We start from the raw sequence: 25,982 nt of genomic DNA on the forward strand, positions 1-25,982 counted from the left end.
ATTTAGCTCAACATGCCGGCCAATTCCTGCAACGGCGGCAGCAGCATCATTTTGGCAAGCTGCAGCAGCACTAATGCGACCAGCGGCGATAAATCGATGCCTCCTAAATCAGGAATCATGCGGCGGCAGATCGACAATACCGGTTCGGTCAAACTGTACAGCAAAGACGCTGCGCCGCTGTAGCTCATGGGCGCGAACCAGCTCAGTATCGCACCGGCAAAAATGGCGTACACGAAAATGTCCAGCAACATTTTCAACAAGGCCGTGAATGACAGCACCGTCAGGGCGGCTATGCCTATGCCTACGCCTTTGATGGACAAAATCGCTAGATTGGCCAAGAGTTGCAACAGCAGGGCCAGCAATAAACAGGAGGTGTCGATGCGGCCTACCGCCGGCACGAAGCGGCGGATGATGCGAAGCGGCGGGTGGGTGATTTTGACCAAGAATTGCGAGACCGGGTTGTAAAAATCCGCCCGCGTCCATTGAAACAAAAATCGTAACATTACCGCCAAGATATACAGCGAGGTGATGGTGTCGATTAAAAACACCAGCGGATCGGTCATATAGTTGGATCCCATTTATTCGGCTCCCAGTTGTTTGGACATTTCTATAGAACGATCGCGGGCCGCCTGCAAGGCCTTAGCGACCAAGGCTTCGAAGCCGTTTTGCTGAAACGTTTCGATTGCTTGCTGTGTGGTTCCACCCGGAGAAGTCACTCTTAGCCGCAGTTCGGCGGGCGATTCGCTGGATTCCAAGGCTATTTTAGCCGCACCCAATGCGGTTTGCTGAGTCAACAAGCGCGCGGCTTTTTCGTCCAATCCCATGGATATTGCTGCGGCTTCCATGGCTTCCATCAACAAGAAAAAGTAAGCCGGGCCGCTACCCGATACTGCGGTAACGGCATCCATCTGACTTTCGTCGGCCACCCACAAAGTTAAGCCGACCGCGCGCAGGATGTTTTCGGCCAGATCTTTTTGTTCGTCGCTGACGTTCGGGTTAGCGTGCAGCGCGGTGGCACCGGTTAAGACTAATGCCGGAGTGTTAGGCATGCAGCGCACTATGGCGGTCGAATGTCCCAACCAATGCGCCAAGCTGGCTTGCGAAATGCCGGCGGCTATCGAAACCACCAGCGAATGCCGTTGTTGGACCAGGGGAGCAATTTGCAGGGCAACATCGCGCAATATTTGCGGTTTCACGGCCAGAACAATGACGTCGGCTGCTTGCACGATAGCGTTGTTGTCGGCCGAGACATTCACTTTCAAGCGTTGTTGATGTTCTTCCAATAGGAGGGGGGCTGGGTCGGACACCCAAAGCTGTTGAGGGGAGTGGCCGCTGGCAATCAAACCGCTCAGCAAACTACTAGCCATGTTGCCGCCGCCGATAAATCCGATCGTTCGAGTTTTCATAACTTATCGTTCTGAATCCATTGGTTAATAATTAAAGTTGACGCATTTTACATGACTATAGCGTCGCGCCGTTAAATCTAAAGGCCGGCGCCGTCGGCCTGCAAATGCTGCGGGCGAATCCCGCCCAGCCATAGCGCGGCAGCGTAGACTCCCATCGCGATGCCGACGGTGCCGGACAGATGCAAAGCGCGTTGTGCGGCGGACCAATCATGCCAGACGGGCAGTTTGACAAAATACATCAAAAACAGTGCCATCGCCGTGCTGGCAAACGCTATTCTCAATCCGAAGCTTTGCCAGCCGGGGCGCGGGCGATAGACGCCTTGCCGGTATAGGGTAAAAAACAATAATCCGGCGTTGAGATAGGCCGCTAAGGTTGCCGCCCAAGCAATGCCGGCGTGCGCGAAAGGCCAAGCCAACATTACGGATAGCACCGCGTTGCCTATGATCGAATAGAGGCCGAAGCGCACGGGAGAGCGGGTATCCAGACGGGAAGTAAAGCCGGGTATGAAAACCTTGATTAAGGTGAATGCCAACAATCCGAACGCGAAGGCAATTAAACTTTCACTGGCCATCAACACGTCGTGGCGATCGAATTCGCGATATTCGAATAGCGTTGATAGCAGTGGATCGGCTAACAGCACTAAGCCCAATGTCGCCGGTACACCGACCAACAACACAATTTTTAGGCCCCAATCCAAGGACGCGGAAAATGCGACCGGATCTTCCGCGGCATGATTGTTCGATAGGCTGGGCAAAATGACGGTTGCGACGGCAACGCCTAAAATGCCCTGGGGGAATTCGACCAGCCGTTCGGAATAATATAGCCAAGATACGCTGCCGGTTTCCAAGCATGAAGCGACTAAGGTGCCGAAAATTTGATTCAATTGGGTGACCGAGATGCCGAAAATTGCCGGCAGCATCAAATGCAGCAGGCGGCGTACCGCGGGGTCGCTTGCACCCCAGCGTAAGCGCGGCAGTAGGTTTAAGGCATGCAAGACAGGCAGTTGCAGCGCAAGTTGCAACACGCCGGCTATCACAATACCCCATGCCAGTGCAGTGACAGGCTCTCGGCACAGCGGCGCAAGCCAAAGCGCCGCGGCGATCAAACAAATATTCAAGACGACGGGGGTAATCGCGGGTAAGGCAAAACGGCCTTTTGCGTTTAACAAGGCTCCGGCCAAGCCGGTCAAGCTGATGAAAAATAAGTAAGGAAACGAAATTCGCAGCAGTTGCACCGCCAAATCGAATTCGCCGTCTGCGTTTAAAAAGCCCGGGGCCAGTAGTGTTACCAAGGCCGGGGCGGCGAGCATGCCTACCAATGTCAATAGCAATAACAAGGCCGTTAGCGTGCCGGCGGCGTTGTCGATAAAACGTTTTTGCGAGAGGGAGTCGGCCTTTTGCTGTTGCTCCGCAAGCAGCGGGATTAGCGCATGGGAATACGCGCCTTCGGTATAAAGACGGCGCAGTAAGTTGGGTATCTTGAACGCGGCAAAAAATGCGTCGGTGGCGGCGCTGACGCCGAAAATATTAGCAATCAACATGTCGCGTACGAATCCTAAAATCCGCGACAGCAAGGACATGCTGCTGACCGTCGCAGTCGATCGATAAAGTTGTTTGCTCAAGCAGGCTCCGTTGAGTCGCGATTATCCGGTGGCGATAAAAATTTGACAATCATAGCATCCAAAAAGATAATACGCCGTTTTCTAATTACTCGAATAATCTGATCCCTTATGGCTAATTCACCACAAGCTAGAAAAAGAGCGCGTCAGGCAGAGAACAGCCGTATTCGCAATGCCGGGCAGCGCAGCAACCTTCGCACCTTTATCAAAAAAGTAATCGCTGCAGTTAGAGCGGGCGACAAGGACCAAGCGCAAGCGGCCTTTAAAGCAGCTGTGCCGGTGATAGACTCCGCAGTGAACAAAGGCTTGATTCATAAAAATAAAGCGGCTCGCAGTAAAAGCCGGTTGAACAGCAGGCTGCGGGCAATGGCTTAAGGCTTATTGTTTGAAAGAATAATTTGCGAGGCTGGCGCCTTAAAACGCCAGCCTTTTTTATGCGCCGAATTCACGATTGTTGCGGGCTTCCGGCGGCTTCGCGATAATAAAACGCCCATTGCCGGACATGCAGATGCTTACGTATCGGTGACTTTATGACCGAGACGCATAAGGCGATAGAAAACAGACACCACACTGCGCAATATTCGTTCGGGTTGTCAGTGGTCAGATCTGAAATCAGCGGACCCAGCAAATAATGAAATCCGACGAAACGCCAAGAGCCGTAAAGTATCGGCAGGTAAAACGCGGCAGCGATATAAGCTAAGGCGTGTAAACCCCAATCGAAGCCGAACAGCCAAGCTATCGGTTCTGACAATAAGCCGTTCAGCGGCATTTGCCAAGCAATATGCCAGTTGCCGGATACCGAACATATTTCCGGTCCGCAAAACCCCTCCACGCCCTCGGCACAGGCGCCGGCCCAGGCAAACGGAAACATCTTGATGATAATTGCCAGGGCGCTAATGGCGCATATGCCGTATACCGTGATGCGGATTTTGTGTTTTACACTTTCCGGTATGAAATACATCGCCACCATATTGACGAAGAACGGTTGAAACGCGATATGCAGGTAGCCCAATAACGTGAGCACCTGATTGTTGGGATTGTCGCAAACATCGATATAAATATACGTTATGGCCTGTAATAACTCCATCAATGCGAAATACGTCAGCGGTAGCCATAATTCCCTGGATTCGCCTTTGTAAGCCACATAGACGGCAGTTGTCAGACCGGCGGCGGCCAGCACGCCGGACGCTTCTCCACTCCAACACATTGCATTACCCTCTGTAATTGTTATGATTTCGATGCGGGTAAACCCCGCAGCTAAACATTATTACATAGGCAATATTGCATTTTAATGGCCGGGATCAAGCCGGTTTGCGTTGAAATTTCGGGCGACGCAATACGATGGTTGCCCGGCGGCGAGGGAAATTTGTTGCAGCGGTATGCGGTTTAGACCGCCATGGTGGCGGTTAGCGGTGAATGGTGGGTATAGCCTTGTAAAACGAAATCGTTCGGTTCTATGCGCTCCAGCCACTCGGGTTCGTAGCGTCGTGTTTCGCGGTAAGCCGGTATCCTGGCGGTAAGCGCAAGCTGGGGTAGCGGTAAAGGCGCTCTGGACAGCTGAGTTTGCAGCATGTCCAGATGGTTTTCGTAAATGTGGGCGTCGCCGATGAAATAGTTAAACCAGCGCGGCGTATAGCCGGTCAAGTGGCCGACCAAATGCAATAGGGCTGCGCCTTCGGCTAAGTTAAAGGGGGCGCCGAGACCGATGTCGTTGGAGCGAACGTAAAGGCACAGCGAAATCTCCTGCTTCACCGTGTTGACCAAAAATTGATACAGCAAATGGCACGGCGGCAGTGCCATTTCGTCCAGCTGGGCCCAGTTCCAGCCATGAAACAGGATGCGCCGATTTCCCGGGTCGCTCATGATGGTGTCCAAGCAAACGCGTAATTGGTCGATCGCCTTATAAAGTAATAGACCGGGTTCGCCGTTATCTTCCACTTCGCCCAGAATGCGATAGCCGAGAGTTTGCGCGTATTCGACCTGCTTGTCGCTTTGCGGGCTAGCGGATTTGATAAGCTTATAAGCGGGCCATTGCCGCCACTGCACGCCGTAAATCGGCCCCAAGTCGTCCGGTTGCAACCGATAGGGGTTGGCCAACCATTGGCTGTTCTCGTTAGCGTTTTGGTCCCATACTTTGCTGCCCAAGGCCCGAAAATCGGCGGCATTGCGGGATGCACGCAAAAATCCGACCATCTCTGCCATTGCCGATTTGAACGCCAATTTTTTAGTGGTGATCGCCGGAAAACCTTGTTGCAAATCGAAGCGCAACATGGCGCCCGGCAGGCTGCAAGTGCGTATGCCGGTGCGATTTTGCTGCCAAGTGCCGTGATCGAGAATTTGTTGAACCAAGTCAAGGTATTGGCGCATGTTGGCAGGGGGCGAGGAAAGATGCGAAATGATTGGGAAAAGTGGCTAAACAACCGGTCGGGCGTATTACCACATTAAATCGTCGGGGACTTGGTAGGCCGCGTAGGGGTCTTCTTCCGAATGGTCATGTTGAGAAGCATCGTTTAGTACCAGTACACAGGCGGCGTCGCGCGACTGAATTTTGCGGGCGATTTCGGCCGGAACGATCTCGTAGCGCTGGTCCACGTTGACAATTCCCGCTCTGCCGTTGGCCAGAGCACTTCTAAGTTTTTCGTCGACTAATACCGTTTTGACTTTGTTTTGATGGTTGAATTGATAGCTCAGGCCGTCGGCCGTTTGCGAAATACGATTCAGATCGACGATTTGCTTGATTTGCGCAGCCAAGGCTTTTTGCTCTTCCGCCAGTTTACGTTGTAAGTTCAGTTCCCGGTCGCGTTCGGCTTGCTGTTGGCGAGTCTGCTCCGCGCTTAATTTAACCTCGTCGACCCACTCGACACCGGTGTTGCGTTGCAGTTTCTGTTGCTTGCGTTTTTCGGCTTTGACTTGTTTGGCTTGATTGCTGTTGGCCAAGCCGGCTTTCAGTAATTGCTCTTGTAAAGAATGGAGTTGCGTTTTTTTCATGATACTAGCCTGCCGGTGCGAAGCAAGGAGGGTAAGGATTCCTGTAGTCTGATCAGTCCGGGGTAGGGGTGGCTGTCAACGACCTAAAATTTTACCACTGGCGTATTGTTGCCACCACGATAAGGGGCGAATTACCGGCTGCGGGCAACTGTCGTAACCTTGATATTCGATGTCGCGAAACACCTCGTGGCGCAGCCATTGATACGCTTGCGGCGCACTGATTTTTAGTCTTTCCGGAATCAGGATGTATTGGGCGACTAATTCCGCCAGCTTTTCCTGAACGCTTCCGTCATAGCGGCCGGCGTTGACTTCGTGCAGGTACTCGAACGCTTCGAACCACTTGGAGGGCCACAGGGCCAATTGAGCTGCGGAAACGATTTGCATGATTTGTTGGTCGTTGGACATCTTGTGGTACTTGTAGAAAAAGTACAAGTCGTCCGTGCCGTTCCAGAAATGAAAATTGTCTATGGTATGGGCGATTTCGTGTACCGCGATAGGCAGGCGAAAGTCGACCAGATATTCGGCGTTTATGTCGCGGTATACCGTACCTTCTTTACCTTTGTCGAAGGCGGAGACCGTGAAAACGATCAGGTTTTGCCCACTGAATACTTGGGCTACGGTCTGTGAACGAAAGCCTATGCCGGGTACCAGAGTTAAGGGGTGAGTGTAATCCTGCCAGATGCTGGTGTCGTAATCGTCCTGATAGGCTTCCCGAATCAAGTTTTGTACTGCGCGTGGTTTATCGGCGATTTCCTGCGCCAGTTTGTCGATGGGTTTGGCTTTGCTGATGCTTTGCCGTAAAAATCCCGGAATTTTGCGGACGGCTTTTTCGAATGCGCGAATATGATCCTCGCTGAAGCGTTTGATTTGATAGCGGTAGTCTTCGCTATGTTTCACGATGGTTTTGGTATCGTAAAACAAGGCTAAGGCCCGTAATGCCGCATCGGTATCGCCCCAATATTTTTCCAGGACACATAAATCCGGCGATTCGTTGGATTGGCAGTCGGCGCGGTAATCGGCCAAATCCTCCAGATGCTGAGGATTTTTATGGTCGGTCAGAACCGCTACCGCTTGCGCGCGCAGATGCGGACGGCCGCGTTCGTAAAACTGCAGCGCGGCGCGTAAAACCGAAGGCGGCAGAAAGGCCTGTTCGCTGGTCGCGCATAACAGCTGGTTGTCTTTAGACAGCGTGAAAAAACGGTTTTGGAACAGGGTTTCGGCTTGGTCTTGCGCCAAAGCCGCTCCATTCAGCAGCCCAACAGCGGCCGACAGGAGGATGAGATGTTTCAAGCGTTATTTATCCATGCCCATGGCATCCCAGGCTTCTTCCATCATGGTTCTTTCCTTGTAATCGACTGTGGGTGCGCCGTTGGGATAATTCAGTTTATAAATGCGCTCGGCGTCGGCGGCCAGATCGTTGAGGCCTAAGCTTCGGTAGCCTTCCTGCATGATTTCCAAGGCATGCGGAACCGCCGGGGTGCGTTGATATTCCTTGATGATGTGATTCGCCCGGTCCACTGCGGCGACGTAAGCCTTGCGGCGCATGTAAAAATCCGCCACGTGCAGCTCGTACATCGCCATGTTGTTGCGTAAGGCGACCATCCTTAGGCGGGCGTCCGGCACGTATTTGCTGTTAGGAAAGCGTTGTATCAGTTCCTGGAAATTGTCGAAAGCGTCTTTGGCATTGCCCGGGTCGCGCTGAGTGGAATCGGTCGGCATAAATCGGTCGATAAAGCCGATGTCGCGGTTGTAATTGATCAAGCCTTTCAGATAATAAGCGTAATCGACGTGAGGATTGCGCGGATGGATTTTGATGAAGCGGTCCGCGGCCGCCAATGCGGCTTCCGGCTCGTCGTTTTTATAATAAGCGTAGGCGATGTTCAATTGCGCCTGAGCGGCGTAATCGCCGAACGGATAACGGGCCTCTAAGGCTTCGTACAGTTTGATGGCTTTCTGGAAGTTTTTCTCTTCCAACGCCGCTTTGGCTTGTTGGTGAAATTTCGCGTCGTCCCAGCCCACGTACTCGTCTTGTTGTTCCGAACCGTCCCGTTTGCCGCCGCCAAAGAGTTCGCATCCGGACAGAAAACAGCTCAAACTGACGAGAATGACGGTTTGTACTAAAAGTAATCGCATAGAAAATACAACACGTTGTAATATTGCAAGATTTTGCAGCAGGTTCGGACAGAATCAAAGGCTGCGAGTATAACGTAAAAAACCATTATGACGACATTAATAGCAACAGTTCCCGAAGAGTTGGCAGGCATGCGCTTGGACCAAGGTTTGGCGGAAATCTTTCCCGATTATTCGCGCAGCAAGTTGCAAACCTGGATCAAGGCCGGCCGGGTATTGGTGGACGGCGAGCAAATGCAAGCGCGCCACAAATTGGACGGCGGTGAGGAAATCGAACTGGATGCCGAAGCCGAACAGGTTGTGGAATACGACGCGGAAGACATTCCGCTGGACATCGTTTACGAAGACGATGCGTTGTTGATCGTCAACAAGCCGGCCGGATTGGTCGTACATCCCGCGGTCGGCAATTGGCACGGCACTTTGGTGAATGCATTGCTCCATCACCAGCCGGCGTTGGATACCTTGCCGCGAGCCGGAATTGTGCATCGGATCGATAAAGAGACCAGCGGCTTGTTGATGGTCGCCAAAACCTTGGCTGCGCATACCAGCCTGGTCGAACAATTGCAGGAGCGGGCGATTGAGCGCGAATATTTGGCATTGGTGAAAGGCTGGATGACCGCGGGCGGTACCGTGGACGAACCGATAGGCCGGCATCCGACGGATCGTAAGCGCAACACGGTGCGACGGGACGGCAAAGAAGCGATTACCCATTACCGATTGGAGCAGCGTTTCAAACGTCATACGTTGATTCGGGTGAAATTGGAAACCGGGCGTACCCACCAAATTCGGGTGCATATGGCGCACATCAATTACCCTTTGGTTGGCGATCCGGTATACGGTGGCCGATTTCAAATGCCGGCCGATTGCAGCCCGGCCTTGGCGGAAGCGCTGCGCAATTTCAAGCGGCAAGCGCTGCATGCGGCCAAGTTAGGCTTGGAGCATCCGGAAACCGGCGAATATATGGAATGGGAACAAGCCATGCCGGACGACATGCGGTATTTGCTTGAGGTATTGACCGAAAATGAATTGGATCCGACCTGACTGGCCGCTACCGTCGACGGTGCAGGCCGCCACGACTTTGCGGGACGGCGGCGTAAGTCTGGGGTGCTACGCTAGTCTGAATCCGGCCGATCATGTCGGCGATAATCCCGAACATGTCGCTCGCAATCGTGAATTGATCCGAGAGGGGCTTGGTTTGCCCGGTGAACCGGTTTGGTTACAGCAAGTGCACGGCGTTCGGGTTGTGAAAGCGGATCAAACCATTGGATTGGAATGTGCCGACGCCAGCTATACCGACCGGGCCGGGGTGGTTTGCGCGGTTTTGACCGCCGATTGTCTGCCAGTGTTGTTTTGCGGCGACCGGGGCGAGGTGATTGCCGCCGCTCATGCCGGTTGGCGGGGCTTGCAAGCAGGCGTGATCGGGCAAACCTTGCTGGCCATGCAGTGCCGGGACGTCTCGGTGTGGCTGGGTCCGGCGATAGGGCCAGCGCATTTCGAAGTCGGCGACGAGGTTAGAACGGCGTTTGTCGACAGCGATCCCGTGCATTCGGCGGCGTTTCGCGCGGTAGCACCGGGTAAATGGTTGGCAGACCTCTACGGTTTGGCGAGACAGCAGTTGCGGGCGCTCGGTGTCGATGCGGTATACGGCGGAGGGGATTGCACGGTGGCGGACGGCAGTCGATTTTTCTCCTACCGCCGGGACGGTACGCGTACCGGGCGTATGGCTAGTCTGATTTGGAGAAATTGATTTTGGATGTTTTGTTACTGATCGTTATTTTTACCGCGATTGGCGGATTGCTCAGCGTATTGGCAGCCGGGGTGTTTTTGCTGTTGCCGGAACATTACCGGGAAAGTGCGTTGCCGCACGGGATCAGTTTCGCGATCGGCGCGTTACTCGCCGGCGCCTTTTGCGGGTTAATCCCGCATGCATTCGAGGATGTGGCGGCCAGCGATATTCCGGTTTTGTCGGCCACTTTGATGGCCGGCATTTTGGTTTTCTTTGTTTTAGAAAAGTTGCTGGTTTGGCGGCACTGCCATGCGCACGCCTGTGAAATGCACGGAGAGGATGCGCATCATAGCCACAATAGCGCTGAGAACAGCCATCAGCACGGGCGGCGGGCTGCCGGTACCTTCATTATTTTAGGCGACGGCATTCATAACTTCGTGGACGGTATTTTGGTCGGTGCCGCGTTCCTGACCGACGTGCATTTGGGAATGGTGACCAGTTTGGCGGTGGCTGCCCATGAGATTCCGCAAGAAGTCGGCGATTTCGCCATATTGCTGCATAGCGGTTACGAAAGGCGCAAGGCCTTGTTATATAACGTGCTGGCTAGTTTGACCACGGTTGCGGGCGGGGTTCTGGCGTATTTCGGTTTAGGTGACATGCAAGCGTCATTGCCGTACTTTCTGGTTTTGGCGGCATCCAGTTTTATTTATATCGCCGTCGCCGACTTGATTCCGTCATTGCATGTTAAAACCGATATCAAAACCTCTTTGCAGCAAATAGGGTTTATTTTGGCCGGCGTCGCTCTCATCGTCAGTATGCAACATTTGGCGCACCGTTACGAAGCGGCCGATCACCGGGCGATTGGCGCGATCGAGAAGTAGCTTGGCGCTTAGTGCCACAGGCCGCCGATCCGCCAGCGGGGGGGCGTTGTGCAATGGCGGCCCAGCAGTTCTAGCGGAATCCCGGTTTCGTGCGGCCAGAGCTCGGCGTGTTGGGCCCGGGCGTATCGGGTCAGTCGTTCGATGCGCGCTTCAGTGGCCGGGTGGCTTCTAAGCCAAGACGGTTCGGGATTTCCCCAACCGGGCAATAGCACCGACAGCCACGAGCGTTGGGCGCGCTCTATCTTTGCCAGCGCAGAGGCCAACCCCATGGGGTCGCCGGTGAGGCTGGCCGACTTCAGGTCGGCGTCGAACTCCCGGACGCGGGATAAGCCTAGTTGCGTCAATAAAGCCAAATGTGGAGAAAAAACCAACAGTAATATGGCTAGCGGGTTGATATTCACGCTGTAGCCTTCTGTTAGCAGCAACGGCAGGGACAGCATAATTAGAATCTGGCCTACACCCGAAAACAAATTAGTCAAGCGGCTGATGTAATCGGCCAGTCCCATTACTTTCAAGTCTCCGTTGGCGATATGGCTGATTTCGTGGCCCAATACGCCGGCGAGTTCCCTTTGGGTTAGCTGGCTCAATAAGCCGTCGGTCAGGGCGATGGCGGAATGCTTGCGGTTTCCGACCGCGAATGCATTGATCACTGCGCTAGGTAGGTAGTACAGCACCGGCGTCGTCGGTAGCTCGGCGCGTTGGGCCAAGCCGTAAACCATTTGCCATAGCAACGGGGCTTGATCCGGATAAATCGGCCGGGCGCGATATAAGCGCAAGGTTAGCCGCCACGCCGCAACCGGCTCGAACAGCAGGGCGAAACCGGCACCGAATAAAGCGGTCCAGAAGCCGAGTTCGCCTAAGATCAAACTGCCGGTCAGGCCGCTGATGGCCAACAGCAAGGCCATCAGCAACACGGTTTGTAGCCGGTTGCTCCAGGCGTGTTGCTGGGCAAATTCGCGGCTCACGTTACCTCCTGGGCTAGTTGCCGGGCTGCAAGGTGACGGTGAGCTCTGTAGCCGTACCGTCGCGTAACACCGTCACGTGGACTGTGTCGCCGACTTGTCGTTCGTCCAAAATGCTTAATAGCTCATTGGTGGAATTCACCGGTTTGGCGTCTATGGCGGTAATGATGTCGCCGGGGATAATGCCGGTATCGTTCACGCTAGCGCCGAGCAGGCCGGCTTTCTCCGCCGCTGATCCGGGTTGTACACGTAATATCACAACCCCGTTTACCCCCAACGCTTGAACCAGACGTTCGTTCAATGGTTGATTAATTTCTATGCCCAGAGTCGGCCGAATGTATCGGCCATTTTTGATGATTTCGGGTACGACTCTGGCGACGGTATTTACCGGCACAGCAAAGCCAATGCCTGCGGAGGCACCGCTCGGGCTATAAATTGCTGTGTTGATGCCGATCAGGCGGCCGGCGGAATCCAATAGCGGCCCGCCGGAGTTGCCCGGATTGATTGCGGCGTCGGTTTGAATCAAGTGTTCCACCGCAGGCCCTTCGCCGCCGCCCAACGATCTATCCAGGGCCGAAACGATGCCGGTGGTCAGCGTCCAGTCCAAACCGAAGGGGTTGCCGATGGCGAAGACTTTTTGCCCTACCTTTAAATCATGGCTGCTGCCGATAGGAACCGGCGGCGGGCGCTTGAATCCGACTCCGATTTTAAGGACAGCGATGTCGTGTACTTGGCTGGCCCCTACCAGCGCGGCTTTGTAGTCGCGGCCGTCCGCTAATTTGACGGTGGCTTCGTTGGCGCCGGCGATCACGTGAAAATTGGTTACGACGTGGCCCGCTTCGTCCCAAATAAAACCGGAGCCCGAGCCTTTGGGCACGCTGAAGACGTCGCGGGTCCAAATGTTTTGAACCAGCGATGCGGTGGTAATGAATACGACCGTATCGCGCGACTTTTCGAACAATTCGATGGTGCTTTTCTCGTCTGCCGCCAAATCGCCTCTGGCCGTTACCGTGCGGACCGGGTTCGACGTCGGCGTGAAAGCCGCTTCCAGCGCCGGTAACCATTTCCACAACACGATCAAGCCCGCGAGCACCAGTCCGAGTGTGACGATTCTTTGCGTAGTGGGGTCGGTGGATTGAGGGATTGGCATGCTGAATCTCTAGCAGTGAAGACGAGCGGGAGCGGTTAAAGGCCGGCGGCTGATTGACCAAACCGCCGCCGGCGCGCTGGGATTACATGGCGGATTGCAGGTAGTTTTGTATGCCGATTTGTTCGATCAGGCCTAATTGGGTCTCTAACCAGTCGACATGTTCCTCCTCGCTTTCCAAAATATGCTCGAACAATTCGCGGGTGATGAAATCGTTGATCGATTCGCAATAGGCGATGGCTTCCCTCAGTAGCGGTAGGGCTATATGCTCCAGTTTCAAGTCGCATTCCAGCATTTCTTTGGGATTTTCGCCGATCAATAATTTACCCAGGCTTTGCAGGTTGGGCAGGCCTTCTAAAAATAAAATACGTTCGATGATTTTATCGGCGTGCTTCATCTCGTCGATAGATTCGTGATACACCTTCTCGTTGAGTTTGTGATAGCCCCAGTTTTTGTACATGCGGGCATGTAAAAAATATTGGTTGATTGCGGTAAGTTCGTTTTCCAATACTTGGTTCAGATATTCGATGACTTTTTTGTCGCCTTGCATGGGGGGATCTCCTTAAACGGGTTTGACAGGAATAGTTTAGTCGGACTGGCAAGTGGTGAACACGTTATCACAGTCGCAAGCAGTTAACTACCGAATGCTCGCGGACCTCAGGGTAGAGAACACGCTGAACGTCACGGACTTGCGATACCGGCTTTGCCAGGTTTTTATGGTTGCTCCGCACGTGGAGGCCGTATCCAGTTCGTTAGAAGTGTGTTGTTGGCTTGCCGGCTACATCAGCGGCACTATTTGCGGCAACAAATGGCCGTTGGTAGCGAGTATTTGTTTCGGATACACGCCCGGCACACCGCCGAAATCGGTAACCGTTCCGCCGGCTTCCATGACTATCAGCGCTCCGGCTGCCACGTCGTACAGATTTAATTCCTGTTCCCAGTAAGCATCCACTTGACCGTCGGCCACGGTACATAAATCCAGCGCGGCCGAGCCGAAACGACGTTGCCCGGTAGTCACTTGGGCGATTCGACAAAACCTGGCCAAATTATTGGCATCCAGATAGTCCCGCAAACAAGCGAAACCGGTAGAAACCATGCTGTCGGCCAAATTGACCTCCGTGGACACCGTGATCGGCCGTGCGTTTTTCCATGCGCCTTTGCCTTTTTCCGCGCAGTAATAATCGTCTAAGGCCGGGCCGTAAACGGCCCCCATCACCAGATCGCCGGCCAGTTCCAAAGCGACGCTAATACCCCAGAAATACTGACCTTTAGCGAAAGAATGCGTACCGTCGATAGGATCGACAATCCAGCGGTTCAGTTGATTGGCCGACTGGCCGCTTTCTTCCCCCCAAAACCCGTATTCGGGACATAATTCCGTGAGAGATTGCTTCAGAAAGTTTTCGACCGCGACGTCCGCTACGGTCACCAGATCTCTGGCGCTTTTTTTGTTTACCGCCAGTTGAGCGACATTTCCAAAATGCTCCATCGCCAAGCTGCCTGCTTGGCGAACGATATTTTCCAACGAATTCAAATTTATCGGCATGTTGCTTCCTTAAGGTTATGCGGTTGCGGCGCAATCTCGGCAATCGAGACTTGCCGAGATTGGAATTTCGGCAACAGAGGGCACAGGTCTTGGCGGCATGGGTTGCACGGATTTATCTGTACCTGTGTCCTCCGACAGAGACGGCGCTGCCGAATATCAAGGTGCGGAGAGTAATCAGGGCGTTACAAGTTGTGGTATCCGGTTTCCTCGTGCAAGCCGATGTCGAGGCCTTCGACTTCGATATCTTCGCTGACCCGCAAACCTATGGCCATATCGATCACTTTAAGTGCTAAATAGCTGAATACAGCGCTCCACGCCGCTGTAGCCAATACTGCTAAGGCTTGCACCCCGACTTGTTCTTGCATGCTAATGCCGGCAAGACCCAAGCCGCCCAAGCTGTCGGCGGCAAAAACACCCGTCAATATCGAGCCTATGCAGCCGCCGACGCCGTGCACCGGAAAGACGTCCAAGGAATCGTCGATTTTCAAACGGCGCTTAACGTATTGCGTGGCGTAAAAACATACCGTACCGGCGATGATGCCGATTACCAAGCCACCGAACGGGCCAACGAATCCGGACGCCGGGGTGATCGTCCCCAGGCCGGCCACCATCCCGGTAACGATGCCTAACACGCTGGGTTTGCCGAAGCGTAGCCACTCGATAGACATCCATGTCAACGAGCCTGCTGCGGCCGCGATGTGGGTAACGGCGATAGCCATACCGGCATTGCCGTTGGACGTCAAGGCGCTGCCGCCGTTGAAGCCGAACCAACCGAACCACAGCATACCGGCGCCGGTCACCACCATGGTCATGTTGTGCGGAGGCATGGCCGTCGTCGGAAAGCCGCGTCTTGGACCCATGACCAAAGCGGCGACCAAAGCGGCGACGCCGGCATTCACGTGAATGACGATTCCGCCGGCAAAATCTTTGGCTCCAAGTTGGGCCAGCCAGCCGCCGCCCCATAGCCAATGGCAAACCGGGGTGTATACCAAAATCAACCATAATGCGCTAAACCACAACATCGAAGAAAACTTCATGCGCTCGGCAAAACCGCCGACGATCAGCGCGGGCGTGATAATCGCAAAGGTCATCTGAAACATGAAATATACGGTTTCAGGAATATCGCCTGTCAGAGAGGCAGTGCCCATGTCCGGCACGAACATTTTTTCCGCTCCGCCGATAAAACCTTGCCAGTCTCCACCGTCGGCGAAAATAAAGCTGTAAGCGCCTGCCAACCAGAGGATGGATACCAAGCAGGTAATGGAAAAGCATTGCATTAATACGGACAAAACGTTTTTGCTGCGTACCAAACCGCCGTAAAACAGCGACAAGCCGGGTATTGTCATGAACAACACCAGGGCGGTAGAGGTTAACACCCAGGCCGTATTTGCTTGATTGAGGGTGGCCGCCATTGCTGAATTCGGCAGCAAGAAAGCCGGTAAAGCCGGCAATACGATTTTTATTATTCTTGTCATGGTGGTGATTGGTGGATGGTTAGCATGATTATTGCCGCCGATTAAAACAACAAAATCGCCTGGGCCTTACGGCCCGGCGATTTTGTGGTGATCGAAACGGCTGCGTTAGCGCTAAATAGCGTCCGGCCCGGTTTCTCCGGTACGGATACGGATAACTTGTTCCAGGTTGGTTACGAATATTTTGCCGTCGCCGATTTTCCCGGTGTTGGCGGATTTGACGATAGCTTCGACCGCTTGGTCAACGATGGCTTCCGTTACAGCGATTTCCAGTTTGACCTTAGGTAGAAAATCGACCACGTATTCGGCCCCCCTATAAAGTTCCGTATGCCCTTTTTGCCGGCCGAAACCTTTAACTTCCGTGGCGGTTACCCCGGCTACACCGATATCCGACAACGCTTCGCGTACATCGTCCAATTTAAACGGCTTGATAATCGCGGTTATTAATTTCATCGCTTCCCCAAAAAATGAATTGTAAAAATGCCACTTATCGGCTTGATTTTAGTACTAGATGATAACGTAGAGATAGCAATCAAACAGAAAGTAGGCACGCTATCAAAACTTATGGGAATGATAAAAAATTCTAGGTCAACATACAATTTTAGTTGCGGAAACAATGTCTAGTGAGATTCGGCAATCCGGAGCGGACCTCCCCAGTGAGGCGGTCCGCTTTACAGTGTTTAAAATTGCTGCAACTAGAGGTTGTATGAGGATTCGCCGTGCGTGGTTATATCCAGGCCCTCGCGCTCGGAAGCCTCGTCGACGCGCAAACCCAGCATGATGTCGGTGAGTTTGAAGGCTAAAAACGATACGCCTCCCGACCATACAATCGCCGTCATCACGCCCCATGTCTGACTGCCCAATTGTGCAGCCATGTCGTACTCGGCGACAGAGTTGGATACATAATCCCATACGCCTGAGCCGCCAAGAGCCGGACTCGCTACGATTGCGGTTCCCAGTGCGCCTATGATGCCGCCTATGCCGTGGACGCCAAAGGCATCCAAGCTGTCGTCATATCCTAAAGAGTGTTTCAATCCGCTTACGGCCCAGAAACAAACAGCCCCGGCTATCAAACCCAAGAAGATTGAGCCCATTGGTCCGGCCCATCCGCACGCCGGCGTGATGGCTACTAAACCGGCGATTGCACCGGAAGTGGCGCCCAGCATGCTGGGTTTGCCGCGGGCCATCCATTCCACGCCCATCCAGCCCAGTGTGGCGGCGGCGGCGGCCAGCATGGTGTTTAGAAAAACCATGGCTCCCAGTCCGTTTGCTTCCAGGTTTGAACCCGCGTTGAATCCAAACCAGCCGACCCACAGCAAAGAAGCTCCCACCAAGTTTAAGGTCAAGCTATGCGGAGCAATAAACTCCTTGCCGTAGCCAATGCGCTTGCCGATCATTAAGCAGCCAACCAGACCGGCGATGCCGGCGTTAATGTGGACTACGGTGCCGCCGGCGAAATCCAGTGCGCCTTTTTGAAATAGGAAGCCTGCGGTACTTGCTGCGGCATCCGCGGCCGCTTGATCGGTATAGGCGTCCGGACCGGCCCAATACCAAACCATGTGAGCCATGGGTAAATAGCAAAATGTAAACCAGAGGACGGTAAACATTAGAACTGCCGAGAATTTAACCCTTTCGGCAAAAGCGCCAACAATCAATGCAGGCGTTATGGCCGAAAAAGTCAATTGGAATGCAATGTAAACATATTCGGGGACGTACACGCCCTTGCTAAAAGTGGCGGCAAGAGACTCGGGTGTGACGCCGCTTAAAAATGCCTTACTAAAACCGCCAAAAAAAGCATTTCCTTCCGTAAATGCGACGCTGTAGCCGTAGGTTGCCCACAAAATGGCAGACAAAGAAAAAATTACGAATACTTGCATCAGTATCGAAAGCATATTTTTTGCCCGTACCATGCCTCCGTAAAACAGCGCCAGCCCCGGAATGACCATCAGAGTAACCAGCAAAGTCGATACCAGCATCCAAGCGGTATCGCCTTTATCAACTGTTTGCTCTGCAACTTCCTGGGCATAGCTAACCCCGCAAAACCCCGCAAGCACGAGCGACGCAACAGTTAGGTAAATTTGTTTCATTGTTTTATCCTCGCTAATGGTTTAAAGGGCTTCTTCGCCGGATTCGCCGGTTCTAATTCGCACAACCTGCTCCAAATTGGCGACAAAAATCTTGCCATCGCCGATTTTTCCGGTATTGGCCACTTTGACTATGGCTTCTACCGCTTGATCGACCAGATTATCCGCTACGGCTACTTCGATTTTTGCCTTGGGCAGGAAGTCCACGACGTATTCCGCGCCACGATATAATTCGGTATGGCCTTTTTGACGCCCAAAACCCTTTACTTCAGTCACGGTAACACCCGATACACCAATGTCGGACAGTGCTTCGCGCACATCGTCCAGCTTAAATGGCTTTACTACCGCTGTTATAAGTTTCATAAATGCATACCTCTTAAGTTCATGGCCAAATTACCCCTGGGGTTTCGTAAATAACGCTATTCTCAAAAGCAAAGAGCATACCAGTATTGAAGCAGCTGTTTTATAAAGGCTTTTGTCTGGGAGGTTCAGAATTTTCCATTTCAAAGCACCAAAATGGTACGTTTTGCTTTATTTTGGAGCTAGTGTCCGGGTTTTGTGCTCAAGCACTGTTGTTTTTTGTCGTTTTTAGGCTAATTTGCTTAAAATTCTTGTTGCGCAACAACAAAAAATTGGTTTTTAGCAACAAAAGTGGTGCACTTGATGCACTAAGTTTGTGCGATCAGAATGGATTGAGTAGGGCTTATATCTTCAAGCTATTGATAAATATGCTCTTTGTCTTTGGCATGGTAAATGCTGCGTTTATGGGTGAGCATTTACCGGAGAAAATTATGATAAAACCACCTATTACCTTTCCCCGCACATATCTGGCAATCGCATTAACGCTAGCGGCAAATACCGTTTATGCCGGCGATAATTGGATGGAGGCTCCGGGTCTTCTGGGCGCGTTGGGCGCGGATCCGAATGAGCTCGGTTTCATGAAAAACAACAATCTGAAATTCGGCGGCTGGGTTAACAGCAGTATCAGTGCAAACATGAGCGGCAGCCACAGCGATGGTTTCAACGGACCGATCACGTTTAACGATCGCACCGGCGAAGTGCAGATGAATCAGCTGTATTTGTATTTCCAAAAAGAAGTGAATGTAAGCGGCGATCAATTTGATTTTGGCGGTCGATTCGACTTCATGTACGGTACCGACGCCATTTTCACCCAAGCCTACGGTAACGCTTATGTGAACCGCGGTAACTGGGACTTGCACATCAACGGCCGCGACGAGCGCTTTTACGGCATTGCGTTTCCGCAAGCCTACGCCGAATTCAATTTGCCGATAGGTACCGGGGTTGACGTAAAAGTCGGACACTTTTACACCATCATCGGCTACGAAGTCGTAACCTCGCCGGACAACTTCTTCATCACCAAGCCCTACACCATGCAGTACGGCGAGCCTTTCACCCACACCGGTATCTTGGCCAACTACTCGATAGACGATAATTGGAATATCTCCGCTGGCGCGGTAACCGGCAGCAATACCGGCGGTTGGGACGGCAACTTCGATCGTGGCTTGGGCAACTGGGCATTCTTGGGCGGCGTAACCTGGACCAGCAACGACGCGGGAACGTCTTTGGCGGTTACCTCTACCGCAGGCGAAGTGGCGGAGAATAACAGCGGTGCTTGGAATATGTACAGCGTTGTCGGCAAACACGATTTCAAGGACAACCTGCATTACATAATCCAGCACGATCATGGTTTTGCCGATAACGTAGGGGCTTTGTCCGACAATGGCGACGCCGAATGGTACGGCATCAACAACTATCTGATTTACGATGTCAACGACAAGCTATCCGCCGGTTTACGGGCGGAATGGTTCCGCGACCATAACGGTTATCGCATCAACGGACCCGGCCGCTGTTTTGCGGCTGCGGGAAACATCGGCAGCAATTATGCCTGCCCCAACGCTACCAGCTACCCGCTTGCCGGTAGCAGTTATTATGGTATTACTGCAGGGTTGAGCTATAAACCGATGGCGTGGTTGAATCTACGTCCTAACGTTCGCTATGACTTTACCGACGACGTCAAAGCTTTCGACAACGGCAACGGCCGTAACCAGCTTCTGGTTACCGCCGATTTCATCGTTACATTCTAATTAGCCCGCCGCTTTAGAAATCAAACCAAGCCTCCCGTTCGGTCAGCCGAGCTGGAGGCATTGATTTCTATAGCTCTTTCCACTGATTGGTGCTATCGTAAGCATCGTTTTTTAACCATCACTAATAATTAAACCAGTAGGAGATTTTGGCCGATGTCAGTAGATAGCGCACTCAAACTTATGCAAGAAAACGACGTGAAATTCGTTGATTTTCGTTTTTGCGACTCCCGCGGCAAAGAGCAACACGTGACTTTTCCTGCTCACGCCGTAGACGCAGACACTTTTGAAGAAGGCAAAATGTTCGACGGTTCTTCCGTTGCCGGTTGGAAACACATCAACGAATCCGACATGATTCTGATGCCGGACGCCAGCACCGCTAAAATCGATCCATTCTTCGACGACAAAACAATGATTTTGCGCTGCGATATCATTGAGCCCAAAGACATGCAGGGCTACGGTCGCGATCCGCGCTCCATCGCCAAACGCGCCGAAGCCTACATGCAATCTACCGGTATTGCCGACACCGCCCTGTTCGGCCCCGAAAACGAATTCTTTATTTTCGACGACGTACGTTGGAGTGCCAGCATGGGTGGTTGCTCTTACCAAGTCGACTCCGAAGAAGCCGGTTGGAACTCCGAAAAAGTCTACGAAAACGGCAACATTGGCCACCGTCCGGGCGTAAAAGGCGGTTATTTTCCCGTTCCGCCGGTCGACTCTTTCCAGGACATGCGTTCAGCGATGTGCTTGGTCTTGGGCGAAATGGGACAAACCGTTGAAGTGCATCACCACGAGGTGGCGACTGCCGGCCAATGCGAAATCGGCTCCAGATTCAACACCTTGGTTAAGAAAGCCGACGAAGTATTGGAATTGAAATACGTCATCGCCAATATCGCGCACGCTTACGGCAAAACCGCTACCTTTATGCCGAAACCTTTGGTCGGCGACAACGGCAACGGCATGCACGTGCACCAATCTCTGTCCAAAGGCGGCGTCAATCTGTTCTCGGGCAATCTGTACGGCGGCTTGTCCGAAACCGCTCTGTACTATATCGGCGGCATTATTAAACACGCCAAAGCGATCAACGCCTTGACCAACGCCTCCACCAACAGTTACAAGCGCTTGGTACCGGGGTTCGAAGCACCGGTAATGTTGGCTTACTCAGCGCGTAACCGCTCTGCGTCCATCCGTATTCCTTACGTCACCAACCCGAAAGCGCGGCGTATCGAAGTGCGCTTCCCGGATTCGACCGCCAACCCATACTTGGCTTTCTCTGCCATGTTGATGGCCGGCTTAGACGGTATTCAAAACAAAATCCATCCGGGCGACGCGATGGACAAAGATTTGTACGACCTACCGCCGGAAGAGGAAAAAGCCATTCCGCAGGTATGCTTCTCGCTGGACGAAGCCTTGAAAGCCTTGGATGCGGACCGCGAGTTTTTGACCCGCGGCGGTGTATTCACCGACGATGCCATCGACGGCTATATCGATCTGAAATCGCAAGACGTACAGCGTTTACGCATGAGCACTCATCCGATTGAGTTCGACATGTACTACAGCCTGTAACCGCCTCCATCTAGCCTTAATACGTTAGAGGTTGAAAACCCCGCAAGCCTTCTAGGCTTTGCGGGGTTTTTTGTGCGGGAGTTTAGGCCTTTCTTCACTTAAGGGAGCGTGGTCCCTTGCTTATAAGGCGTCGTTTATCGTGATGTTTACTGCTCGGGTGGCCGAACGATAGGAGGTTGCTCGAAATAAGCGAGTAGAAAATCGATGAAACTGGTCAATTTAGCCGGATAAAAACGCCGTTGTAGGTAGGTTGCGTATATGGAAACTGCTGGTCGGCGGTAGGCTCGCAGTATTTCGACCAACTCGCCGTTGTCCAGATACGATACTACCGACAAGCGCGGCGCTTGTACTATGCCCATGCCCAAGGCTGCAGCTTGACATAGGGCGCGGCCGTTATTGGAGGCCAATAGCCATTGCGTTTTAACCCGACGAGTTTCGCCGGCTACGTCGAAAAGCCAGAAATCCCCGTGCGGGGTGTCCAGGTAATGCAAGCATTGGTGTTTGGTTAATTCATCTATGCTGGTCGGTTCTCCTTTCAACTTAAGATAAGCCGGCGAGGCGAAGGTGCATAACTCTGTTTCGGCAATCTTGCGTGCTACGACGCCCGGGTCCAGTTTGTCGGTTACCAAAAGAGAAACATCGAAGCTGCCGTCGCGTAGATTGGGTGGCTTGTTATCCAGCGTCATTAAGATACTGACATCCGGATAACGGCGTAGATAATGTTCGATAGCAGGCACCATGTAAATGCCGCCGAAGTCGATAGGTGCGCTGATTTTGAGTTGGCCGCTGATTCTTTCTCCCAGACGTGCGGTTGAGGCTTCCAATTCCGCCAAATCTTCCAACAGTTGCTTTCCGCGGTTGTAAAAGGCTTCGCCGGCACTGGTCAAACTGAGGCTGCGGGTGGTTCGGTTTAACAAGACCACACCTAGCGAAGCCTCCAATTGTGCGATGTATTTGCTGATCATCATCGTGGAGACTTTCAACTCTTTGGCTACAGCAGAAAATGTGCCTAGCTCGACTATGCGGCAGAAAACGTGCATGTTGTTGAATTTGTCCATGTTAATAATATAAACCAAAAGTTTATATTTTATAAACCTTGTCGTGTCTTTAAACCAAAATAAAGTATGTATAAAATCTGCGTCGGAGATAGTCCTTACTACGTCCGGCAGTAATATTGGGAGCCGGACGCTTTTTCACACCAGGGGATAATAATTATGAGCAAGATACTGAACGAAGTATTAATGGCGAACCGTGAGTACGTAGCTGGGTTCAACAAAGGCGACTTGGCAATGCCTCCGGCACGTCAATTTGCTATTTTGACTTGTATGGATGCACGATTGGACCCGGCAAAATATGCCGGGCTATCCGAAGGAGATGCTCACGTCATTCGAAATGCCGGCGGCCGTGCCAGCGACGATGCAATCCGTTCGTTGGTGATTTCATATAAATTGCTGGGGACCAAGGAGTGGTTCGTCATTCACCATACTGATTGCGGCATGGAAACCTTCACGAATGAAATCATGGGCGACTTATTGGCTAGCAGTTTGAAGACCGCCAGTATCGATGCGTCCGGCTGGCACGACGGTGGGGAAGGCCCGGGTTCCACGGACGGTAAGTTTATCAACTGGTTGACAATTAAAAATCAAGCGCAGAGTGTATTGGAAGATGTAAAGCGGATCAAAGCGCATCCCCTTGTGCCGGCTAACATTCCGGTATATGGCTATGTATACGACGTTAAAACCGGTAGCTTGATAGAAGTGCCGGAAGCTAGCGCAGCTGGCGCAGCCGGGTAAGGAAGATAAGCGAAACCGGTTTAAGATCGGTTTCGCGCTTTCAGCTGTCAAACATCGAAGCTGAACAAGTCGAACTGGTGAGGTGCAGAATCGTGGTGTTCGTTGCCATGGCGGTTGATGCCGTTCTCCAGCTCCCGTTGCAGCCAATGCATGAGCACCTCGATGATATAACTTTGTTCGTCGGTGTTTAAGGCGGATCCGCAAGCGATGCCATGCCATTTTTGTAAACAGCCGCGGCAACAACAGGCAGTAGCATGTTGTGCGGTAAATACCGGATGGCCATGGTAGGGCGTTTGTTTGCCGTCGTTAGGAATGACGGCGGGAGCCAAGCGTCGGCGAACCAATTCGCTGGCGTGCCGGCTGATCCGTACCAAACCCTTGTGATGCAGATAGCGCCAATCTGGCTGGTTAAGGCGAAAGCGGCTGCGAAACTCCGACGCCGCCAATCGCGCGAATAGGCGGTCATAATGCTGCATGACGGGCGGAAAGATTAAGGATGCAACACTTGGGCAAACAGTGCTTGCATGGCTAGCCAAGACTGTTTGTCGGCTTCGGCGTTGTAGGCCAGCGGAAGTCCATTGCGTTTCGCCATCCGGTCGGCGTCCGGATTGGTGAAGCCATGTAAAGCGCCCGGATAGTTGATAAACTGGTAATCAGCGCCGGCCGCAGTCATTTCCTGTTTGAACGCCAAGATGCTATCGGCTGTTACGAAGCTGTCGTCCGCGCCGTTTAACACCAGTATTTTGGCCTTGATTTGCCCGGGCCGGGCGGGCGTTTGGGTGGTTAAATTGCCGTGGAAGCTCACCACGGCGGCTAAGTCCAAGCCTAGTCTAGCCATATTCAACACTGTTGCGCCGCCGAAACAATAACCAATTGCGGCTATTTTACCGGGGTTTACCTGGGGCCTGTGGCTGAGCAGTTGTTTTGCCGCTTCAAAACGTTGTCGAATCGCGCTCGGCGAAGCGGCGAGGCTGTTCATAAATGCAGCGGCGTCCTTGGCGTGCTCGGTATGACGCCCGTCTCCGTACAAGTCTAAAGCCATAGCCGTATATCCGAGCCCGGCAAGCATCTCTGCGCGTTTACGGGCATAGTCGTTTAAGCCCCACCATTCGTGCACGACCAGCACGCCAGGCTGTTGTGCTCCTTTAGTGTCGTCCCAGGCTAAATAGCCTTTTAAACGGGTGTTGCCTGCCCGGTACTCAATCGTTTCAGTACGTAAGGCGGCAAAGGTAGCGTAGCTAAAGAGCAGCGTCATGATTAAAAGCGTGTATCGCATGCCGAGTTTCCTCCTTGGGTGGTTTGATCCAGCGAATGACTGCTGAAAGCCGTTAAAAAAAGCGTGTTGCCGGTTAATTTGGCTAGCCAAGATATAGCAGCGTCCTCGGGCCGATTGTCGGGTCTTGCCGCGACATGGTTGCTCCATCGGTTAATCCGACGTTAATGTTCGGCTAAGCAAGCGGATTTGTGTAGAATCCAAGTATTTATCAACTATTAGTCTGTAGTGCACAGGTAAGTATATGAGCAAATCCATCGTTCTGACCGGGATTACCACAACAGGTACACCGCATTTAGGCAATTATGCCGGTGCTATTCGTCCTGCTATTAATGCTAGCAAGGATGAGCAGGTCAGACCTTTTTATTTTTTGGCGGACTACCATGCGTTGATCAAATGCCATGAGCCGGCTCGCGTCAAACAGTCCAGTTTGGAAATTGCGGCGACTTGGCTGGCTTTGGGGCTGGATACCGAAAACGCGGTGTTTTACCGGCAATCGGATGTGCCCGAGATTTTAGAGTTAACCTGGATTTTAACCTGCGTGACGGCGAAGGGGTTGATGAATCGAGCGCATGCCTACAAGGCTGCGGTCGCCGAGAACGAAGAAGGGCAAGGGAACGATCCGGATAAGGGCATTACTATGGGGCTGTTCAGCTATCCGGTCTTGATGGCCGCGGATATTTTGATGTTTAAAGCGCAGCAGGTGCCTGTCGGCAAAGACCAAATTCAACATATTGAGATGGCGCGCGATATTGCTAGTCGTTTCAATCATTTGTACGGTGAACATTTCATATTGCCGGAGGCCGTGTTGGACGATAACGCGGCGACCTTATTGGGTTTGGACGGACGCAAGATGAGTAAAAGCTATAACAACACGATTCCGTTGTTCGAGCCGGAAAAAAAATTGCGCAAACTCATCAACAAGATTAAAACCAATTCCTTGGAGCCGGGGCAGCCCAAAGAAACGGAAGGCTGCACGCTGTTTGGAATTTATCAAGCGTTTGCCAACCGGCATGAAATCGACGCGATTCGCCAGCGTTATGCGGAGGGCATAGGGTGGGGGGAGATGAAGCAAATTTTATTCGAAAAAATAAACGATGAGATTGCGCCAGCCCGTGAGAGATACGAAGCTTTGCTGCAAGCCCCCGAACATATCGAGCAGCAGCTATGCCTGGGTGCGGAGAAAGCGCGAGCGATCAGTCAGCCGTTTATGAGGGAGCTGCGCGAAGCGGTGGGAATAGCGCCGATTATGCAGTGTTAGCGATAGGGCTTTTGTGAGGGGGGTGATAT

Annotated in this window: 27 protein-coding genes; 8 read left to right on the forward strand and 19 right to left on the reverse strand. The window is 52.7% G+C overall.

The window, feature by feature from the left end:
* Window positions 1–2: 2 nt before the first annotated feature.
* From F1E05_RS02150 to murJ, 3 genes are all read right to left on the reverse strand, one after another.
* Window positions 3–578: a YggT family protein gene (locus F1E05_RS02150; protein ID WP_150046344.1), complete on the reverse strand. Its 576-nt coding sequence runs from the start codon at window positions 576–578 to the stop codon at window positions 3–5.
* Window positions 579–1,406: a pyrroline-5-carboxylate reductase gene (proC, locus tag F1E05_RS02155; RefSeq protein WP_150046346.1), complete on the reverse strand. Its 828-nt coding sequence runs from the start codon at window positions 1,404–1,406 to the stop codon at window positions 579–581.
* A gap of 77 nt (window positions 1,407–1,483) precedes the next feature.
* Entirely contained in the window at window positions 1,484–3,028 is a 1,545-nt protein-coding gene (gene murJ, locus F1E05_RS02160; protein WP_150046348.1) for a murein biosynthesis integral membrane protein MurJ, read from the reverse strand.
* 108 nt (window positions 3,029–3,136) lie between these two features.
* Between murJ and rpsT the strand changes: the two genes are divergently transcribed.
* Entirely contained in the window at window positions 3,137–3,400 is a 264-nt protein-coding gene (rpsT, locus tag F1E05_RS02165; RefSeq protein ID WP_150046349.1) for a 30S ribosomal protein S20, read from the forward strand.
* A 70-nt stretch (window positions 3,401–3,470) separates the two neighbouring features.
* Here rpsT and F1E05_RS02170 read toward each other — a convergent pair whose 3' ends face one another.
* From F1E05_RS02170 to F1E05_RS02190, 5 genes are all read right to left on the reverse strand, one after another.
* Entirely contained in the window at window positions 3,471–4,232 is a 762-nt protein-coding gene (locus tag F1E05_RS02170; RefSeq protein WP_150046351.1) for a DUF5765 domain-containing protein, read from the reverse strand.
* A gap of 179 nt (window positions 4,233–4,411) precedes the next feature.
* Window positions 4,412–5,392, reverse strand: coding sequence for a thymidylate synthase (locus F1E05_RS02175; RefSeq protein WP_150046353.1), 981 nt, complete (start codon window positions 5,390–5,392; stop codon window positions 4,412–4,414).
* Between the two features lie 66 nt (window positions 5,393–5,458).
* A complete protein-coding gene (locus F1E05_RS02180; RefSeq protein ID WP_150046354.1) occupies window positions 5,459–6,013 on the reverse strand; it encodes a DUF2058 domain-containing protein in 555 nt (184 codons plus the stop codon).
* 75 nt (window positions 6,014–6,088) lie between these two features.
* Window positions 6,089–7,303: a hypothetical protein gene (locus F1E05_RS02185; protein WP_150046356.1), complete on the reverse strand. Its 1,215-nt coding sequence runs from the start codon at window positions 7,301–7,303 to the stop codon at window positions 6,089–6,091.
* A gap of 3 nt (window positions 7,304–7,306) precedes the next feature.
* Window positions 7,307–8,146, reverse strand: a complete 840-nt coding sequence (locus tag F1E05_RS02190) for an outer membrane protein assembly factor BamD (protein ID WP_150046358.1) — start codon at window positions 8,144–8,146, stop codon at window positions 7,307–7,309.
* An 87-nt stretch (window positions 8,147–8,233) separates the two neighbouring features.
* Between F1E05_RS02190 and rluD the strand changes: the two genes are divergently transcribed.
* From rluD to F1E05_RS02205, 3 genes are read left to right on the forward strand one after another with little or no spacing between them, the layout of a single operon-like run.
* Window positions 8,234–9,184: a 23S rRNA pseudouridine(1911/1915/1917) synthase RluD gene (gene rluD / locus F1E05_RS02195; RefSeq protein ID WP_150046360.1), complete on the forward strand. Its 951-nt coding sequence runs from the start codon at window positions 8,234–8,236 to the stop codon at window positions 9,182–9,184.
* A complete protein-coding gene (pgeF, locus tag F1E05_RS02200) occupies window positions 9,165–9,890 on the forward strand; it encodes a peptidoglycan editing factor PgeF (RefSeq protein ID WP_150046362.1) in 726 nt (241 codons plus the stop codon). The genes rluD and pgeF overlap by 20 nt, the downstream gene beginning before the upstream one ends.
* Window positions 9,891–9,892: 2 nt before the next feature.
* The gene (locus tag F1E05_RS02205; RefSeq protein WP_150046364.1) at window positions 9,893–10,750 is read left to right on the forward strand and encodes a ZIP family metal transporter; all 858 of its coding nucleotides are present in this window, start codon (window positions 9,893–9,895) and stop codon (window positions 10,748–10,750) included.
* Window positions 10,751–10,758: 8 nt separating this feature from the next.
* Here F1E05_RS02205 and F1E05_RS02210 read toward each other — a convergent pair whose 3' ends face one another.
* From F1E05_RS02210 to glnK, 8 genes are all read right to left on the reverse strand, one after another.
* Window positions 10,759–11,715 carry a zinc metalloprotease HtpX gene (locus F1E05_RS02210; RefSeq protein WP_456299305.1) on the reverse strand — a complete coding sequence of 319 codons (957 nt, stop codon included), beginning with the start codon at window positions 11,713–11,715 and terminating at the stop codon, window positions 10,759–10,761.
* A gap of 13 nt (window positions 11,716–11,728) precedes the next feature.
* Window positions 11,729–12,862 carry a S1C family serine protease gene (locus tag F1E05_RS02215; protein ID WP_150046366.1) on the reverse strand — a complete coding sequence of 378 codons (1,134 nt, stop codon included), beginning with the start codon at window positions 12,860–12,862 and terminating at the stop codon, window positions 11,729–11,731.
* 82 nt (window positions 12,863–12,944) lie between these two features.
* Window positions 12,945–13,409, reverse strand: a complete 465-nt coding sequence (gene bfr / locus F1E05_RS02220) for a bacterioferritin (protein ID WP_150046368.1) — start codon at window positions 13,407–13,409, stop codon at window positions 12,945–12,947.
* Between the two features lie 228 nt (window positions 13,410–13,637).
* Window positions 13,638–14,402: an inositol monophosphatase family protein gene (locus tag F1E05_RS02225; RefSeq protein WP_150046370.1), complete on the reverse strand. Its 765-nt coding sequence runs from the start codon at window positions 14,400–14,402 to the stop codon at window positions 13,638–13,640.
* Between the two features lie 182 nt (window positions 14,403–14,584).
* Window positions 14,585–15,877 carry an ammonium transporter gene (locus F1E05_RS02230; RefSeq protein ID WP_150046372.1) on the reverse strand — a complete coding sequence of 431 codons (1,293 nt, stop codon included), beginning with the start codon at window positions 15,875–15,877 and terminating at the stop codon, window positions 14,585–14,587.
* Window positions 15,878–15,988: 111 nt separating this feature from the next.
* Window positions 15,989–16,327, reverse strand: a complete 339-nt coding sequence (locus tag F1E05_RS02235; RefSeq protein ID WP_150046373.1) for a P-II family nitrogen regulator — start codon at window positions 16,325–16,327, stop codon at window positions 15,989–15,991.
* Window positions 16,328–16,569: 242 nt separating this feature from the next.
* Entirely contained in the window at window positions 16,570–17,961 is a 1,392-nt protein-coding gene (locus tag F1E05_RS02240; RefSeq protein ID WP_150046375.1) for an ammonium transporter, read from the reverse strand.
* 21 nt (window positions 17,962–17,982) lie between these two features.
* Window positions 17,983–18,321 carry a P-II family nitrogen regulator gene (gene glnK / locus F1E05_RS02245; RefSeq protein WP_150046377.1) on the reverse strand — a complete coding sequence of 113 codons (339 nt, stop codon included), beginning with the start codon at window positions 18,319–18,321 and terminating at the stop codon, window positions 17,983–17,985.
* Between the two features lie 428 nt (window positions 18,322–18,749).
* On the opposite strand from glnK, the gene F1E05_RS02250 reads away from it, so the two are divergent.
* On the forward strand, window positions 18,750–20,063 hold the full coding sequence (locus tag F1E05_RS02250; RefSeq protein ID WP_150046378.1) for a porin: 1,314 nt from the start codon (window positions 18,750–18,752) through the stop codon (window positions 20,061–20,063).
* 153 nt (window positions 20,064–20,216) lie between these two features.
* Window positions 20,217–21,626, forward strand: coding sequence for a glutamate--ammonia ligase (gene glnA / locus F1E05_RS02255; protein WP_150046380.1), 1,410 nt, complete (start codon window positions 20,217–20,219; stop codon window positions 21,624–21,626).
* A gap of 146 nt (window positions 21,627–21,772) precedes the next feature.
* On the opposite strand, the gene F1E05_RS02260 is transcribed toward glnA, so the two are convergent.
* On the reverse strand, window positions 21,773–22,684 hold the full coding sequence (locus F1E05_RS02260; RefSeq protein WP_150046381.1) for a LysR family transcriptional regulator: 912 nt from the start codon (window positions 22,682–22,684) through the stop codon (window positions 21,773–21,775).
* A 156-nt stretch (window positions 22,685–22,840) separates the two neighbouring features.
* Here F1E05_RS02260 and F1E05_RS02265 point away from each other — a divergent pair, with 156 nt between their 5' ends.
* The gene (locus tag F1E05_RS02265; RefSeq protein WP_150046383.1) at window positions 22,841–23,419 is read left to right on the forward strand and encodes a beta-class carbonic anhydrase; all 579 of its coding nucleotides are present in this window, start codon (window positions 22,841–22,843) and stop codon (window positions 23,417–23,419) included.
* Window positions 23,420–23,466: 47 nt separating this feature from the next.
* On the opposite strand, the gene F1E05_RS02270 is transcribed toward F1E05_RS02265, so the two are convergent.
* The gene (locus F1E05_RS02270) at window positions 23,467–23,895 is read right to left on the reverse strand and encodes a DUF4186 domain-containing protein (protein ID WP_150046385.1); all 429 of its coding nucleotides are present in this window, start codon (window positions 23,893–23,895) and stop codon (window positions 23,467–23,469) included.
* Between the two features lie 14 nt (window positions 23,896–23,909).
* Window positions 23,910–24,674 carry a dienelactone hydrolase family protein gene (locus F1E05_RS02275; protein ID WP_232056750.1) on the reverse strand — a complete coding sequence of 255 codons (765 nt, stop codon included), beginning with the start codon at window positions 24,672–24,674 and terminating at the stop codon, window positions 23,910–23,912.
* 262 nt (window positions 24,675–24,936) lie between these two features.
* Here F1E05_RS02275 and F1E05_RS02280 point away from each other — a divergent pair, with 262 nt between their 5' ends.
* A complete protein-coding gene (locus tag F1E05_RS02280) occupies window positions 24,937–25,953 on the forward strand; it encodes a tryptophan--tRNA ligase (RefSeq protein WP_150046388.1) in 1,017 nt (338 codons plus the stop codon).
* Window positions 25,954–25,982 lie beyond the last annotated feature (29 nt).

This window comes from Methylomonas rhizoryzae, assembly GCF_008632455.1.
In the GTDB taxonomy this organism is placed as follows: Bacteria; Pseudomonadota; Gammaproteobacteria; order Methylococcales; family Methylomonadaceae; genus Methylomonas; species Methylomonas rhizoryzae.